Origin of the sequence: Lysobacter arenosi (assembly GCF_016613475.2) — a bacterium.
In the GTDB taxonomy this organism is placed as follows: Bacteria; Pseudomonadota; Gammaproteobacteria; order Xanthomonadales; family Xanthomonadaceae; genus Lysobacter_J; species Lysobacter_J arenosi.
In genome coordinates this window covers 125,436-140,179 of sequence record NZ_CP071517.1, presented here as the reverse complement: position 1 = coordinate 140,179, position 14,744 = coordinate 125,436, and the positions used below count along the sequence as shown (strand labels likewise).

18 protein-coding genes are annotated in these 14,744 nt (G+C 67.1%); 8 read left to right on the top strand and 10 right to left on the bottom strand.

Annotation, left to right across the window (positions count from 1 at the left end):
• Positions 1–98: 98 nt before the first annotated feature.
• From HIV01_RS00705 to HIV01_RS00690, 4 genes are read right to left on the bottom strand one after another with little or no spacing between them, the layout of a single operon-like run.
• Positions 99–1,217, bottom strand: a complete 1,119-nt coding sequence (locus HIV01_RS00705; protein ID WP_200604385.1) for an ABC transporter permease — start codon at positions 1,215–1,217, stop codon at positions 99–101.
• Positions 1,214–2,173, bottom strand: a complete 960-nt coding sequence (locus tag HIV01_RS00700; RefSeq protein ID WP_200604384.1) for an ABC transporter ATP-binding protein — start codon at positions 2,171–2,173, stop codon at positions 1,214–1,216. Before HIV01_RS00700 ends, HIV01_RS00705 begins: the two co-directional genes overlap by 4 nt.
• Positions 2,170–3,150: an HlyD family secretion protein gene (locus tag HIV01_RS00695; RefSeq protein ID WP_200604383.1), complete on the bottom strand. Its 981-nt coding sequence runs from the start codon at positions 3,148–3,150 to the stop codon at positions 2,170–2,172. The genes HIV01_RS00700 and HIV01_RS00695 overlap by 4 nt, the downstream gene beginning before the upstream one ends.
• Positions 3,151–3,176: 26 nt before the next feature.
• A complete protein-coding gene (locus tag HIV01_RS00690; RefSeq protein ID WP_200604382.1) occupies positions 3,177–3,872 on the bottom strand; it encodes a TetR/AcrR family transcriptional regulator in 696 nt (231 codons plus the stop codon).
• Between the two features lie 150 nt (positions 3,873–4,022).
• On the opposite strand from HIV01_RS00690, the gene HIV01_RS00685 reads away from it, so the two are divergent.
• The 8 genes from HIV01_RS00685 (at position 4,023) to HIV01_RS00650 (ending at position 11,490) form a co-directional block, all read left to right on the top strand.
• The gene (locus HIV01_RS00685) at positions 4,023–4,259 is read left to right on the top strand and encodes a hypothetical protein (RefSeq protein ID WP_200604381.1); all 237 of its coding nucleotides are present in this window, start codon (positions 4,023–4,025) and stop codon (positions 4,257–4,259) included.
• 122 nt (positions 4,260–4,381) lie between these two features.
• Positions 4,382–5,383, top strand: a complete 1,002-nt coding sequence (locus HIV01_RS00680) for a PhoH family protein (RefSeq protein ID WP_200604380.1) — start codon at positions 4,382–4,384, stop codon at positions 5,381–5,383.
• Between the two features lie 10 nt (positions 5,384–5,393).
• Complete coding sequence (ybeY, locus tag HIV01_RS00675) at positions 5,394–5,876, top strand: rRNA maturation RNase YbeY (protein ID WP_200604379.1); 483 nt, start codon at positions 5,394–5,396, stop codon at positions 5,874–5,876.
• A gap of 118 nt (positions 5,877–5,994) precedes the next feature.
• Positions 5,995–6,879, top strand: a complete 885-nt coding sequence (locus HIV01_RS00670; protein WP_200604378.1) for a CorC family transporter — start codon at positions 5,995–5,997, stop codon at positions 6,877–6,879.
• On the top strand, positions 6,872–8,068 hold the full coding sequence (locus tag HIV01_RS00665; RefSeq protein WP_200604377.1) for a lipoprotein N-acyltransferase Lnb domain-containing protein: 1,197 nt from the start codon (positions 6,872–6,874) through the stop codon (positions 8,066–8,068). Before HIV01_RS00670 ends, HIV01_RS00665 begins: the two co-directional genes overlap by 8 nt.
• A 47-nt stretch (positions 8,069–8,115) precedes the next feature.
• A complete protein-coding gene (gene corA, locus HIV01_RS00660; RefSeq protein ID WP_200604376.1) occupies positions 8,116–9,108 on the top strand; it encodes a magnesium/cobalt transporter CorA in 993 nt (330 codons plus the stop codon).
• Positions 9,109–9,221: 113 nt separating this feature from the next.
• Complete coding sequence (locus tag HIV01_RS00655; protein WP_200604375.1) at positions 9,222–11,282, top strand: carbon starvation CstA family protein; 2,061 nt, start codon at positions 9,222–9,224, stop codon at positions 11,280–11,282.
• Positions 11,283–11,289: 7 nt separating this feature from the next.
• Positions 11,290–11,490, top strand: coding sequence for a YbdD/YjiX family protein (locus tag HIV01_RS00650; protein ID WP_200606266.1), 201 nt, complete (start codon positions 11,290–11,292; stop codon positions 11,488–11,490).
• Positions 11,491–11,619: 129 nt separating this feature from the next.
• Here HIV01_RS00650 and HIV01_RS00645 read toward each other — a convergent pair whose 3' ends face one another.
• From HIV01_RS00645 to HIV01_RS00620, 6 genes are all read right to left on the bottom strand, one after another.
• Positions 11,620–12,039 carry a hypothetical protein gene (locus HIV01_RS00645; protein WP_200604374.1) on the bottom strand — a complete coding sequence of 140 codons (420 nt, stop codon included), beginning with the start codon at positions 12,037–12,039 and terminating at the stop codon, positions 11,620–11,622.
• A 161-nt stretch (positions 12,040–12,200) separates the two neighbouring features.
• Positions 12,201–12,746 carry a cold shock domain-containing protein gene (locus tag HIV01_RS00640; protein WP_200604373.1) on the bottom strand — a complete coding sequence of 182 codons (546 nt, stop codon included), beginning with the start codon at positions 12,744–12,746 and terminating at the stop codon, positions 12,201–12,203.
• Between the two features lie 11 nt (positions 12,747–12,757).
• Positions 12,758–13,216, bottom strand: coding sequence for a hypothetical protein (locus HIV01_RS00635; RefSeq protein ID WP_200604370.1), 459 nt, complete (start codon positions 13,214–13,216; stop codon positions 12,758–12,760).
• Between the two features lie 146 nt (positions 13,217–13,362).
• Entirely contained in the window at positions 13,363–13,833 is a 471-nt protein-coding gene (locus tag HIV01_RS00630; protein WP_200604369.1) for a DUF6985 domain-containing protein, read from the bottom strand.
• 111 nt (positions 13,834–13,944) lie between these two features.
• On the bottom strand, positions 13,945–14,331 hold the full coding sequence (locus HIV01_RS00625; RefSeq protein WP_200604368.1) for a bleomycin resistance protein: 387 nt from the start codon (positions 14,329–14,331) through the stop codon (positions 13,945–13,947).
• A gap of 55 nt (positions 14,332–14,386) precedes the next feature.
• Positions 14,387–14,623, bottom strand: coding sequence for a hypothetical protein (locus HIV01_RS00620; RefSeq protein ID WP_200604367.1), 237 nt, complete (start codon positions 14,621–14,623; stop codon positions 14,387–14,389).
• Positions 14,624–14,744: the final 121 nt, after the last annotated feature.

Here is a 14,744-nt window from a genome sequence, read left to right as displayed (position 1 = left end):
CGAACGCCGGGATCCATCTCGCTCCTGCCCGCCAGCTGCAACGGCAAACTGGATCCCGGCTTTCGCCGGGATGACGGCGTGGAGGGAGCGGAGAGGTCTCAATCCAGCCGCTTGCGGAACCGCATGATCGCCGCCGTCATCATCACGGTGATGAAAACCAGCAGCGCCAGCACCTCCGGCCACAGCTCGACGAGGTTCGCGCCGCGAAGCATCACGCCGCGGATCAGGCGCAGGAAGTGCGTCAGCGGCAGCACCTCGGCCAGCCACTGCACGATCCTGGGCATGCCGGCGAACGGGAACATGAAGCCCGACAGCAGGATCGACGGCAGGAACACGAAGAACGTCATCTGCATCGCCTGGAACTGCGACTGTGCCTTGGTCGAGATCAGCAGGCCGAGGGTCAGGTTGGCGATGATCAGCAGCACCGAGGCCAGGTAGACATCCAGCAGGCTGCCGCGGATCGGCACGTCGAACAGCCAAACGCCCAGCAGGATCACCAGCGTGGTCTGGATCAGTCCGATGCCGGCATACGGCAGCACTTTGCCGATCATCAGCTCGCTGCTGCTCAGCGGCGTGGCGATCAGCAGTTCCATGTTGCCGCGCTCGCGCTCGCGGACGATCGCCACGCCGGTGAACATCACCATGGTCATGGTCAGGATGATGCCGATCAGGCCCGGCACGATGTTCACCGCCGATCGCCGCTCGGGGTTGTAGAAGCTGACCACGCCGATCTGCCCGGCGGCCACCTGACCGGTGCCGCCGCGCGTGGGGGCGAGGTTATTGGTCGGCGTGTTGCTCAGCGGCAGCTGCGCCAGTTGCACCGCCGCGCTCTGCACGACGGTGTCGCTGCCGTCGACCAGCACCTGCACCGCCTCGCGTCCTTCGAAGCGGCGACGCTCGAAGTCCGGCGGGATCACCACGCCGATGCTGATTTCGCCGCGACGCAACTGTTCCATGAGTTCCTGCGGCGAAGTCGCGCTGAACGTCGGGTCGATCACCCCGGTGGCGATCATGTCCATGACCACCGCGCGCGATCCAGCGGTGTTGGCCTGGTCGGCGATGCCGGTTTCCAGGCCGCGCAGGTTGAGATTGATCGCATAGCCGAACAGCACCAGCTGCATCACCGGGATGCCGACGATCATCGCCAGCGTGATGCGGTCGCGGCGCATCTGCCGCAACTCCTTCTGCACGATCGCGAACATGCGGCGCAGGTTCATGCGGCACGCTCCTGCGGTTTCTCTGCACGACCGCGCGTGGAGGCGACGAACACGTCCTCCAGGTTCGGATGCGTGGCCGCTACCGTCGCCTCCAGCCCGGCATCGGTCAGCGCCTTCTGCAGCCGTGCCGCGGCCTCGCCGTTGCTTTCATTCAACACCCGCAGCGTGTTGCCGATCTGCGCGACGCTCAGCACGCCCGGTACGTTGACCAGCATCTGCTGGGCGCGCCGCGGCTGCGCCGCCAGCACCTCGACCGTGCGTCCGGCCAGTGCATGGGTGAGGTCGTCCGGCGTTCCGTCGGCCACCAGCACGCCGCGATCGAGGATTGCAATGCGATGGCAGCGCTCGGCCTCGTCCATGTAGTGGGTCGAGACCAGGATGGTGGTGCCTGCGTCGGCGAGATCGAAGAGCTTTTCCCAGAAGTCGCGGCGCGACTCCGGATCGACCGCGCTGGTAGGCTCGTCCAGGAACAGCAGCTCGGGGTTCTGGATCACCGCGCCAGCCAGCGCCAGGCGCTGCTTCTGGCCACCGCTCATGGTGCCGGCCAGCTGCTTCTGGCGATCGGCGAAGTGGTACTGCTCGACCAGTTCGTCGATGCGCTTTGCCGCCTTCGCGCGGGGGATGTCCTGCACGGCGGCGAGGAACTCGAGGTTCTCGCGCACCGTCAGGTCATCGAACAGGGAGAACTTCTGCGTCATGTAGCCGATGCGCTTGCGCAGCTCCTCGGCCTGCTCGGGAATGCGCAGGCCGAGTACTTCGACATCGCCTTCGCTCGGCGTCAGCAAGCCGCAGAGCATGCGGATGGTGGTGGTCTTGCCCGAGCCGTTGGGCCCGAGGAAACCGTAGACATTCGCGCGCGGCACGCTCAGGTCGACATGGTCGACCGCGGCCAGCGAGCCGAAGCGCTTGGTCAGGCCGCGCGCGCGGATGGCCAGCTCGTCCGCGCCTGCGTTCATTTCGTGCCAGCCCCGAATTCGACCCGCACCGGCAGTCCCGCCGGCAGGTCCGTGGTCTTGCCGCCGACCAGTTCGACCTCCGCCAGATAGCTCAGCCGTGCGGCGTCCTTGCCGATCAGCGCGTAGTACGGGGTGAAGCTTGCCTCGTTGCGGATCATCCGCACGCGGCCCTCGAGCGAGCCGTCGCGGCCGTCGATGAACACCCGCGCGGACTGGCCGACGCGCACGTCGGCGCGGATCGGCTCGGGCACGTAGACACGTGCATACGGCGCATCGCCGACGAGCATGATCGCCAGCGGCGCGCCCACCGGCGCCTGGTCGCCAAGGCGGTACGGCAGGCTGTCGACCACGCCGGCACGCGGCGCGATGAGGTCGAGTTTGTGCAGCGTCACTTCCTGCGAAGCGGCTTGCGCGGTGGCGGCGGCCAGCGCCGATTCGCCCTGTGCGATCTGTTCGATGCGGGTACCGCGCTCGAGTTCGAGCAGCGCCGCCTGCGCAGCGCGCACCTGCGCCTGCGAGTTGCCGGCAGCGGCGCGTGCACGGTCGACGTCGGAAGCGGCGACGAGTTGCTGCCGACCCAGCGGCTGCAGGCGCGCGTAGAACGCACTTGCGTCGGCGGCTTCGGCCTGCGCCGCGGCGAGGTTGGCACGGGCCTGGGCGATGTCTTCGCTACGCGGGCCGGCTTCCAGTTCCGCCAGCACGTCACCGGCCTGGCGGGCCTGTGCCTGCAGCGCCGCCAGCTCGGCCTGCGTGCGGGTGACTTCGAGCTGCACCAGGCGCGCGCCGGCCTTGACCCGCTGCCCCTCGCGCACGTCGATGCGGACGATGCGCTCCGGCGCCGTCGCCGGCAAGGCGATGCGGTCCCATTCCAGCGTGCCCAGTGCCTGCGGCGGTTCCTTGCGGCAGCCGGCGAGCAGCACGATGCATGCAAGGCCCAGCCAGGCGCCCGGCGTTGTCGAGTGTTTGTTCGTGTTCATGGCTTCGTTCGCTTGTCCAACGCGTGTCATCCCACACCAAGGCCGCGGTCCAGCAGCGCCAGCGTGTGCCGGCGCAGTGCATCGAAATCCAGGTCGTCGGCCTGGAACATGCGGCGCCAGATCGGGGCGCCGGCCGCGGGAAACAGGGTCAGACCGACCAGCGACACCATCAGCAGGCGCGGGTCGAGGTCCTCGTTCAATTCGCCGCGCTGCTGCGCCTGGGCGAAGCGCGCGGCCATCATCAGCGGCATCTGCGGGCCGATCCGTTCGAACAGGACCTCGCGCAGGGCACCGCCTTCGCACAGGACCTCGCGCACCCAAAGCGCCGGCAGCCAGGGATGCTCGGCAACCAGCAGGCCGATGCCCTTCACGAATGCAGCGACCAGGTCGGCGATGTCGTCGCCGGCATGCATGAGCGGTTCGCGCAGGCGCGCGAACGCGGGCAGCACGCGCTCGGCGACCGCCGCCTCCTGCAGCTGCGCCTTGTCGCCGAAGTAGTAGTGCAGCAGCGCCGGCGTGACGCCGGCCTCGGTGGCGATTGCACGCAACGGGGTAGCCGCGATGCCCTGCCGGGCAAAGCAGGCGATGGCGCCGTCGAGCAGGCGCTCGCGCAGGTCGGGGCTATCCGGGCCGGGGCGGCCGGGGGCCCGGCGGACCGCGCCTTTGGGGGCCTTGGCCGACTTGCTGGCCTTCGCGGCCCTGGTTTTGGGGGACTCTGTCATGGGCGCTATATTTAATTCAATGATTAATTAGTTTCAACTCCAAGCCGACGAACGGTCAGCGGGCGGCCGCCCGACCGCCCGGAGCTGCAAGCACTGGCGGCGCGCCCTGCCCTATCGTGTTGCCTGCCATCGCCTGAGATCGCCGTTGCCATGCCCGACCCTGCTCCCGCTCCCGGCCTGCTCCAGCGCTGCGCACTGGGCCTGTGGTTCTGCGCCATCGCCGCACTCGGGTTGCTGCGCTATGCGATGCGCTACCTGCGCGACGGCGAGCATGCCGGCGATGCGGTGATGTGGCTGTGGCTGGTCGGCTCGCTAGTCGTCGGTGCCATCGGCGTGCGACTGGTCTACCGCGCGCTGAAATCCCCGTCCCCGCCGCCGCGCGACTAGTCCACCGGACGCTTTCAAGCGGCGAGCGTTTTGCGAAATCGCCCGAGCAGGCGCAAGCTGTTTGCCCCCCGACGCGCAAGCGAGTGCGTCCCCCCGTTCGCCACGGAAGACACTTCCTCTCGATGTCCTCTCGAACCACTTCCGAATTCGCCCTCGAACCTGCCGAGGCAGAACGCCTGGCCAACCTCACCGGCCCGTTCGACGGCCACCTGCGCATGATCGAACTGCGCCTGGGCGTGGAGATCGCCAATCGCGGAAACGTCTTCCGCGTCGTCGGACCGCCGCTGGCGGTCAACCAGGCCGAGCGACTGCTGCGCGACCTGTGGCGTGATGCCGCTGACGAAACGCTGACCGAACCTGCGATCCACCTGCGCCTGACCGAGATCGATGCCGACGGCGTCGCCAACGACGACGTCGAACCGCAGGAAGTGAGCATCCGCGTCAAGCGCGGCACGATTCGCGGCCGCGGCGCCAACCAGGCCAAGTACCTGCACGCGATCGCCACCCACGACATCAACTTCGGCATCGGTCCGGCCGGCACCGGCAAGACCTTCCTTGCCGTCGCCAGCGCGGTGGAAGCACTGAACGAAGCACGCGTGCAGCGCCTGATCCTGGTGCGCCCCGCGGTGGAGGCCGGCGAGAAGCTCGGCTTCCTGCCGGGCGACCTGACCCAGAAAGTCGACCCCTACCTGCGCCCGCTGTACGACGCGCTCTACGAGATGCTCGGCGTGGAAAAGGTGGTCAAGCTGCTGGAGAAGAACGTCATCGAGATCGCGCCGCTGGCCTACATGCGCGGACGCACGCTTAACGATGCCTACGTGATTCTCGACGAAGCGCAGAACACCTCGATCGAGCAGATGAAGATGTTCCTGACCCGAATCGGCTACGGCAGCACTGCCGTCGTCACCGGCGACCTGACCCAGATCGATTTGCCCAAGCACCAGAAGTCCGGCCTGCGCGATGCGCTGGACGTGCTGCGTGGCGTCAACGGCATCAGCTTCACCTTCTTCGAATCGCGCGACGTGGTACGCCACCCGCTCGTCGCGCGGATCGTCAACGCCTATGACGCCCGCGACGCGAGGGATGCCGACGCTGGCGACGCGCGGCCCGGCCCGCCCAAATGAGCGCAGACCTATGACCCGGGGTCCTATCCGACTGGACGTTTCGATCACCTACGCGGTGCCGCGCACCGGCATCCCGGCAGCGGTGAGTTTCCGCAAATGGGTGGCCGCCGCCCTGGAAAGCCGCATCCGCGAAGCCGACCTGGCCATCCGCATCGTCGGCACCAAGGAAGGTCGCGCGCTCAACCGCCATTACCGCGGCAAGGACTACGCGACCAACGTGCTCAGCTTCCCCGCCGAACTGCCCGACGGCCTGCCCAAGGGCGTGAAGCTGCCGCTGCTGGGCGACCTGGTGATCTGCGCACCGGTGGTCGCGCGCGAGGCCAAGGAACAGAAGAAGCCGCTCGCCGCCCACTACGCCCACCTCACCGTCCATGGCGCCCTGCACCTGCTGGGCTGGGACCACGAGGACGAGAAGGAGGCGATCTGCATGGAGCAGCTCGAGCGCGAGATCCTGGCCGGGATGGGGATCGAGGACCCGTACCGGGACGAGTGAGCGTGCCCCGGGTGGCGGCGACACTGGATCAGCCTGTCCCAGGCCCGAAACCCACCCCAGCCGCTTCCGAGGTAGACTCCTCCCGTCGCCCTTCCCCCTGGGCGCCTTCAAGAACGCAATGTCCGAGGACGACAGTAGTAGCTTCCACGCGCAGGAAACCCACGAGCGGCGGCACCACGAGAAGCCGCGCTCCTGGCTCGAACGCATCAGTTCGGCGCTTTCCGGCGAACCCACCACCCGCGAGGACCTGGTCGAACTGCTGCGCGACGCGCAAGCCGACGGCCTGATCGCCGCCGACACCCTGCGCATGATGGAAGGCGCGATCGCGGTGTCCGACCTGACCGTGGGCGACGTGATGATCCCGCGCTCGCAGATGGTCTCGTTGCCGGCCGACGGCAAGTTCCTCGACCTGATGCGACAGGTGGTCGAGTCCGGCCATTCGCGCTTCCCGGTCCACGGCGACGACAAGGACGAGATCCTTGGCGTGCTGCTGGCCAAGGACCTGCTGCGCGGCGTCGTCGCCGACTTCGGCCCCGGAAACGTCCACGAGCTGCTGCGTCCGGCGGTGCTGATCCCCGAGTCCAAGCGCCTGAACGTGCTGCTGCGCGAGTTCCGCCAGTCGCGCAACCACATGGCGATCGTGATCGACGAGCACGGCGGTGTCGCCGGCCTGGTCACCATCGAGGACGTCCTGGAGCAGATCGTCGGCGAGATCGACGACGAGCACGACGACGCCGAGGACCCCAGCGCCCTCATCGCCGCGCAGGCCGACGGCCAGTTCGTGGTCGACGCGCTCACGCCCATCGCCGACTTCAACGAGCGCTTCAGTGCCGACTTCGACGACGACGAATACGACACCATCGGCGGCCTGGTCACGGCCGCGATCGGCCACCTGCCCGAAGCCGGCGAGGAACTCACCCTCGGTCGCTTCGTGTTCCGCGTCTCCGGCGCCGACGCGCGCCGCGTGCACGCCTTCCACGTTGGCGTCCTGTCGGATGCGTGACGGGTTGGGGTGGGGGCGAACGAAGCGGATCACGCTGGGTTTCCTGCTGGCGTTGCTGGCCCTGTTCGCCACCCAAGCCTTCGCCGCCACGCCCCGCATCGGCGTGGCGACGATGCAGCCCGGCGAAATCTTTTTCGAGCGTTTCGGCCACAACGCGATAGTGGTTGTCGACCCCGACACCGGCGCCGCGACTTCCTACAACTTCGGTTTCTTCGACCCGAGCGAGCCGGACTTCATCAGCCGCTTCGTCCGCGGCCACATGCGCTACCAGCTGGCGGCACTGCCGTTCGAGCAGGACCTGCTGCAGTACCGTGCCGAAGGCCGCGGCGTCGACGTGCAGTGGCTCGACCTGAGCGACGCGCAGGCGAACGAACTGGCCGCCGCCCTGGCCGAGAACGCCAAGCCCGAGAACGCGCACTACGCCTACCAGTACTTCGACGACAACTGCAGCACGCGCGTGCGCGATTCGCTCGACCGCGTGCTCGGCGGCGGCCTGCGCCGCCAGATCGAAGGCCGCTCGCACGGCAGCACCTACCGCAGCGAGGCCGTGCGCCTGGCTTCGCCGGCATGGTGGATGTGGCTGGGGTTCGACGTCGGCCTGGGTCCGTCCTCGGACAAGCCGCTGCCGGTGTGGAACGAGTCGTACGTGCCGATGCGCCTGGCCGCGGCCCTGCGCGAAGTGAAGAACAGCGAAGGCCGGCCGCTGGTGAAATCCGAGCAGCCGATCCTTCCGCACCGCCTGCCGCCGGAACCGCAGGAGCCGCCGCCGCGCTGGTGGCCGTGGTGCCTGGTCGGCCTCGCCCTCGGCATCGCCGCGGCGTGGGCCGGTCGCCGGCAGCCGCGGGTACTGGCTGCGGTCGCCTTGCCGTTCTGGACGTTGTCGGGCGTGCTCGGCGCGCTGATGCTGTTCATCTGGCTCGGCACCCAGCACCGCTACGGCTGGGCCAACAACAACCTGCTGCTGCTGAGCCCGCTGGCGTGGCTGCTGCTGCCGGGCGGATGGCGAGTGCTGCGCGGGCGCGATCCGGGTCCTTGGTTCCGGCGCTGGCTGGCCGTGCTGGCCGTGGCCGCGGTGGCGGCGCTGTTCCTGTACTGGCTGCCGGTGTACCCGCAACGCAACGCGCACTGGGTCGCGCTGATGCTGCCGATCCAGCTGGGCCTGTGGCTGGCCTTCCGGCGCCCCCGGTAAGAAATCGCCGGGTTGCCGTGCCGGCCTGAGGCGGGCAGGATCGCGCCATGAAAGATCCCACCCTCCCCCAGTGCGTGGTCAACTGCGCCGCCTACACCCGCGACGGCAAGCGCCGCGACATCACCCTGGACCAGATCAGCGACGTCCTCGCCGTCGATGACGGCACCTTCGTCTGGGTCGGCCTGTACGAGCCGGGCGATGACATCCTCGAGAAGCTGCAGGAGGAATTCTGCCTCCACGACCTGGCCATCGAGGACGCGCGCAACGCGCACCAGCGCCCGAAGATCGAGACCTACGGCAACTCGTTGTTCATCGTCGTACACACCGCGCAGAGTGTTGACAGCCACATCCGCTTCGGCGAAAGCCACATGTTCGTCGGTGAGCGCTACCTGGTCACCGTGCGCCATGGCGCGTCGACCAGCTACGCCCCCGCGCGCGCGCGCTTCGAGCGCGACCCGGATGACATCGCCCACGGCCCCGCCGCGGCCCTGTACGTGGTGCTGGACCAGATCGTCGACAACTTCCTGCCGATCGTCCAGGAGTTCAGCCAGGACCTCAACGAGCTCGAGCAGGACATCTTCGCCGACGAGTTCCGCAAGGACACCGTCAAGAAGCTCTACGAGCTCAAACGCGAACTGACCCGCCTGCGCATGGCGGTGGCACCGCTGCAGGACATCCTCGGCCAGCTCGCGCGCGCACGTGGCGCAATGATCGACGAGGAGAGCGCGCTGTACTTCCGCGACGTACTCGACCACGTCGTGCGCATCAACGAGTCCACCGACACCCTGCGCGAAATGCTCACCGCGGCGATGAGCGTGAACCTGTCCCTGGTCACCATCTACCAGGGCGAAGTGGTAAAGCGCCTGGCCGGCTGGGCCGCGCTGCTGGCCGCGCCCACGCTGATCGCCAGCTGGTACGGCATGAACTTCGAGGCCATGCCCGAACTGCATGGTCGCTACAGCTACGCGATCCTGATCGGCGTCACGGTTCTGGTGTGCCTGGTGCTCTTCGGTTTCCTGCGCCGGGCCAAGTGGCTGTAAACGCAGGGATTTGCCTCCTGGTTAGACCAAAGTCTCAGGTTTCATTGCGCACTGCGCATTGACCCGGTGCCATCGCCGGCGCGACCCTTCGGTGATCCTTACGGAGGGGTGTCATGAAAGCATTGTCCTGGCTTGGCTGGGTCGCGCTCGCGGTCCTTGCCGTGTTCTGCATCGGCACGATCGCCCTGCACCGTGGCGAGACCATCAGCGCGATGTGGCTGGTGGTGGCCTCGGTCTCGGTGTTCACCATCGCGTACCGCTTCTACGGTCTGTACATCGCGCGCAACGCGCTGATGGTCGATGCCACCCGCGCGACGCCGGCATGGCGCCGCAACGACGGCCTCGATTACGTCCCCACTCCGCGCAGCGTGCTGTTCGGCCACCACTTCGCCGCGATCGCCGGCGCCGGCCCGCTGGTGGGTCCCGTGCTGGCCGCGCAGATGGGTTACCTGCCCGGCACGTTGTGGATCCTGTTCGGCGTGGTCCTGGCCGGTGCGGTCCAGGACATGCTGGTGCTGTTCTTCTCCACGCGCCGTGACGGCCGCTCGCTCGGCGAGATGATCCGCGCCGAGATGGGGCCGGCTGCCGGCGTGATCTCGATGATCGGCATCCTGATGATCATGGTGATCCTGCTGGCGGTGCTGGCACTGGTCGTGGTCAAGGCGCTCGCCGACAGCCCGTGGGGCACCTTCACGGTGGCGATGACCATTCCCATCGCGATCCTGATGGGCCTGTACCTGCGCTACTTCCGTCCGGGCCGGATCATGGAAGTGTCAGTGATTGGCTTCGTCCTGCTGATCCTGGCGATCTGGAGCGGCGGCAAGGTCGCGGCGAGCCCGGACTGGGCGCCGATGTTCCACTTCACCGGTACCACCCTGGCCTGGCTGATGATCGGTTACGGCTTCATCGCCGCGGTGCTGCCGGTGTGGCTGCTGCTGGCCCCGCGCGACTACCTGTCGACCTTCCTCAAGATCGGCACGGTGCTGGTGCTGGCACTGGCGATCCTGATCGCCATGCCGGACCTGCAGATGCCGGCGATGACCACGTTCGTCGACGGCACCGGCCCGGTGTTCAGCGGCAAGCTCTTCCCGTTCCTGTTCATCACCATCGCGTGCGGCGCGGTCTCGGGCTTCCACTCGCTGATCAGCTCCGGCACCACGCCCAAGATGATCTCCAACGAATCGCAGATTCCGCTGATCGGTTACGGCGGCATGCTGATGGAAGCCTTCGTGGCGATCATGGCGCTGATTGCTGCCTGCGTGCTGCAGCCGGGCGTCTACTTCGCGATGAATGCACCGGCCGCGCTGATCGGCACCACGGCCGAGTCCGCGGCCGCGGCGATCTCGAGCTGGGGCTTCGTGCTCACGCCTGACATCCTCACCGCCACCGCCAAGGAAATCGGCGAGACCACCATCCTCTCGCGCACCGGCGGCGCGCCGACGCTCGCGGTCGGCATGGCGCAGATCCTGCACGGCCTGATCCCCGGCGAAGGCATGATGGCGTTCTGGTACCACTACGCGATCCTGTTCGAGGCCCTTTTCATCCTGACCACGGTCGATGCCGGCACGCGCGTGGCGCGCTTCATGATCCAGGAGCTGATCGGCCTGGCCTACGCGCCGTTCAAGCAGACCGAAAGCTGGGCGGCGAACGTGGCCTGCACCGCATTGGCGGTCGCGCTGTGGGGCTACTTCCTCTACCAGGGCGTGGTCGATCCACTGGGCGGCATCAACACCCTGTGGCCGTTGTTCGGCATCGCCAACCAGATGCTCGCCGGCCTGGCGCTGGTGTTCTGCAGCGTGGTGATGGTGAAGATGAAGCGCGAGAAGTTCCTGTGGATCCCGCTGATCCCGACCGCGTGGCTGCTGATCTGCACGCTGACCGCCGGCTGGCAGAAGCTGTTCCACCCGGAGCCGAAGATCGGCTTCATCGCCAACGCCCGCAAGTTCGCCGACGCCGCCGCGCGCGGCGAGGTGCTGGCACCGGCGAAGTCGATGGACGACATGTCGCGGGTGATCTTCAACAACTACCTCGACGCCGGCCTGTGCGCACTGTTCGTGTTCGTGGTGCTGGCGACGGTCTACTTCGGCTTCAAGGCAGCGTTGGCGGCACGCCGCAGCAACGCTCCGACGGCCAAGGAGAGTGAGTATGTCGCGTTCGATGCGGTCGCTCGCTGAGGCCGGCATGCTGGGTCTGGAGCTGCTCGCACGCTGGTGGCGTGCGGCAGCCCAGACCGCGCGCCTGGCCATCGGCATTCCCGACTACGACAACTATGTCGAGCACATCCAGCGCAACCACCCGGATCGGCTGCCGATGAGCCGCGACGAGTTCTTCCACGAGCGGATGATGGCGCGCTACGGCAAGGGCCGTTCGCGCTGCTGCTGACCGGCTTGAAGCCTCTCTCCCGCTCGCGGGGTAAGAGGACACCGCTTGCGAGCCATCGGCTCGCGTGGCCTCGAACGCCCGAGCGCTGTGCGCTCGGGCCGGTGCGGGTTGAGGTGAGAGCCTGCGAGGTCAGCCTGCCGCTGCCGCCTGCGCCCGCACCACATAATCCTGATACGCCGGGATCGCGATCGCCGCGAGGATGGCCAGCCCCATCACGCCCACGATGACTACCAGCGACCAGATCGACCACTTGCGCTGAACGCGCTGGAAGTGCTCGACGCTGTCCCAGCGCTTGTTGCGCCATGCCCACTCGCGGCCCTTGATGCCGAGGACGATCGACATCACGAAGCCGACGTACGGAATGAAGCAGAGCAGGCCGATCCAGGTGCGGTTGCTCACCGCCCAGATCCAGTTGAGCAGGAACGCGCCCCAGCTCCACCCTGCGACGCCCGGCGGGATCGTAGCGTCCTTGCCCATGCCGGATGTGTTGTCGCCGCCCATCGACAGTTCGGCCAGCGTTGCGGCCGGCGCCTGATACGGATTCTGCATTTGGTTTCCCCTTGGTCTTACGGTTTTGTGCCGACCTCGCGGTCGACCGAATGGATGGCGCCGGATAAGTCGGTGCCGCGGCGCCCTCCCCAGGACTCCGCCCGCAGGATAGTCGCGGCCGACGGCCCGCCGCCAGTGGGCGCCGTGACGGCCGCGGTTCGTCAGTTACACCATTGCCGCTCGCAGGGCTGGCCGTCGCCGTTCCCGTCCATCTGTGTGTTCGGGCAGTGCTGCAGGAAGTACTTCGCCTCCGCGCACGAAGTCATCTGAAAGCACATGGTGCGACCGTCGCACTTGAACTGCGCGACCACCGGCGACGCGGCGACGCGGGCGACCGGCGTGGCAACGACACTTTCGACGGGCGACGAGCTGACGAACTCACGATAGCCGTACATCGCGATTGCAGCGATGGCGGCGGCCGTGAGCACACCCGTCAGGCTGATGCGAACCCGTGCAGGCGCGGGGCGATGACGCGGCGTGCTCTTGGCGGCGCTACCGGTCCGCATGACCCGGATGGCGCGCACTTTGCCGTCAGGGCCGGCCTGCGTTTCGAAGGAAATCAGCTCACCCTCCGTGGGACGCGGGCCGCCCGAGGGAAACGAAGAGACATGGACGAAAATCTCGGCTGTTCCCTGCGCCGGCGTGATGAAGCCGAAGCCGCGGTCGTCGTTCCACTTCGAAAGTGTGCCGTGTGTTCGCGCGCCCATGCTGTCGCTCGTCAGGCCTGCTGGAACTCGGGCAGGAACGAGACGTCCATGTAGTAGCGGTCGCTGCGCTGTGGATCGATGTGGACAACGACGTGCTCGTGCCTGATGAACACCGCCGGGTCGTTCCAGAGGTTCCAGCTTCGGAATATCCGGACCTCACCCGTGACCGGATCCACCCACTGCGCCTCGATCCGGTACGGCGAACCACCGTTCACCTGGAACAACCCGCCGGCCAGGACACGGGTGATCCTGGCCTCCAACGCTGTGCCGTGCTGCAGCAGACGACTTGCGAAGCTGCGCTGTCGCCATCGCCAGAACATGATCGAAAGGCCGATGCAGGCCACGGCGACGCCTATCAATGATTCCAATGGCTTCGCCGAGAACAGCAGCGTCGCGGCAAGACCGCTGCCGAAGAACAGCAGCGCGCTCGATGCGAAGGTTGAAGTGGGATAGCCAGAGACGCGACTCATGGCCGCGCCGCCCGAAGGACGCCGAAGACGTTCCGATTCAAGGAGCCCCCTTTAGCCCCAATCCCCCGGGGAAGACGCTATCACCTGGCCTGGCGATCGACAACAGGACGGCGGAGGCCATTCCGGGTGGACTGCCGAACCCCGCTTCAGGGCGCCAGCACACTCCCGCACAGCTCGACGAACGCGTCGCCCTTGAAGCGCATGCCCAGCGTGTGCTCCTCGTCCCACGCGGCGGTGTAGCCGAGTTCGGTCGTGAGATGGCCGCTTAGCGGCAGCACGGCAATGTACTGCAGCGAAACGTGCGGCCAGACACCAGCGGGCGTGGTGATGCCGGGAAATCCGTCACCCGCCTCCTCGCCAGCCGCCAATGATTCGGCATAGGGCTGGTAGTGCTCGAACATCGCGGTTTCGATCGTGGCACGCCAACCGGCAAGCCTGGCCTGCACTTCGTTTGCGACGGCCAGCGCCATGGGATCGGGCTCGGCTCGGGTTCCGGCCAGCACCAGCGGCGCCGAACCGGATTCGAGCTGGATGCTGCCGCGCCAGAAGCCGCGCCAGCGAACCAGCTCACCAAGCATCGGATCGGAAAATGGAGCTGACTGGAACAGTCCGAACATGCAATCCCCGATAGTCGCTTTCGCGCGGCCCTACCCCTCGCGGATCCTGACCGGCCGCGATCAAAGACTCAAGACCCCGGACACGCATGTGCGCTCTGGCGACACCGAGGTTCAACGAACTGGGTCCGTGGTCACTGCTGCCCCAAACGTGAGCCAGTCGCCGTCGGGCATGCGGACTTGGAATTCACGCTGACGCCAGGGCCGATTCATCAGTGGCTCGACCCGGTCACCCGGCAGCGATGCAAGCGCCGGAGCGAGTTCGTCATGCAGCGCATCAATGTCGGCGACATCGATGTAGACCGCCACGCGAGCCTTGCCATCGGCAGTGAGTCTGCGCGCTGGCTCCTCCAGCAGGCGCAGGCCACAACCGGCGAGCTCGATGTAGGCGTAGTTGCTCTCCCGGAACCTGAGCTCGAACCCGAGCTTGCAGAAGAACGCCAGCGCCTCCTGCAGATCCGGCACATGCAGAAAGGGAGTGATCTGATGGACTGCGGTCATGCACCCCCCTTCAGGCCAGCAACCGAATCACGGCAGGTTCGGTTTGAACGAACGTTCAGGCCACGGCCGCGCTGCGCGGCTGCGTTGATCCGGAACGCCACCCCAGGATCCGGGCAGGCAGGAAAAGGATAGCCCCCAACAGTGCGAACAGCGCAGAGAACGTGACGCCGACGAGACGAAACGGAAGGGATACCAGCCAGGCAATGGGCCAGAGGACCAACGCCAGCAGCGCCAGCGGCCAGCAAAGAACGAACAGGATGCACCACGCGACAATGGCAATGAGCGCCTTCATACCCAGTCTCCCTGTGACTGACAGAAGTGGGGACGTTGCCGGCCGTAAAGGCCTTTAGCAACCAGCCTGCGACGTACCGGCCAGAATCCCCGACGAGGCACCGCATACGGCGATGGAACCT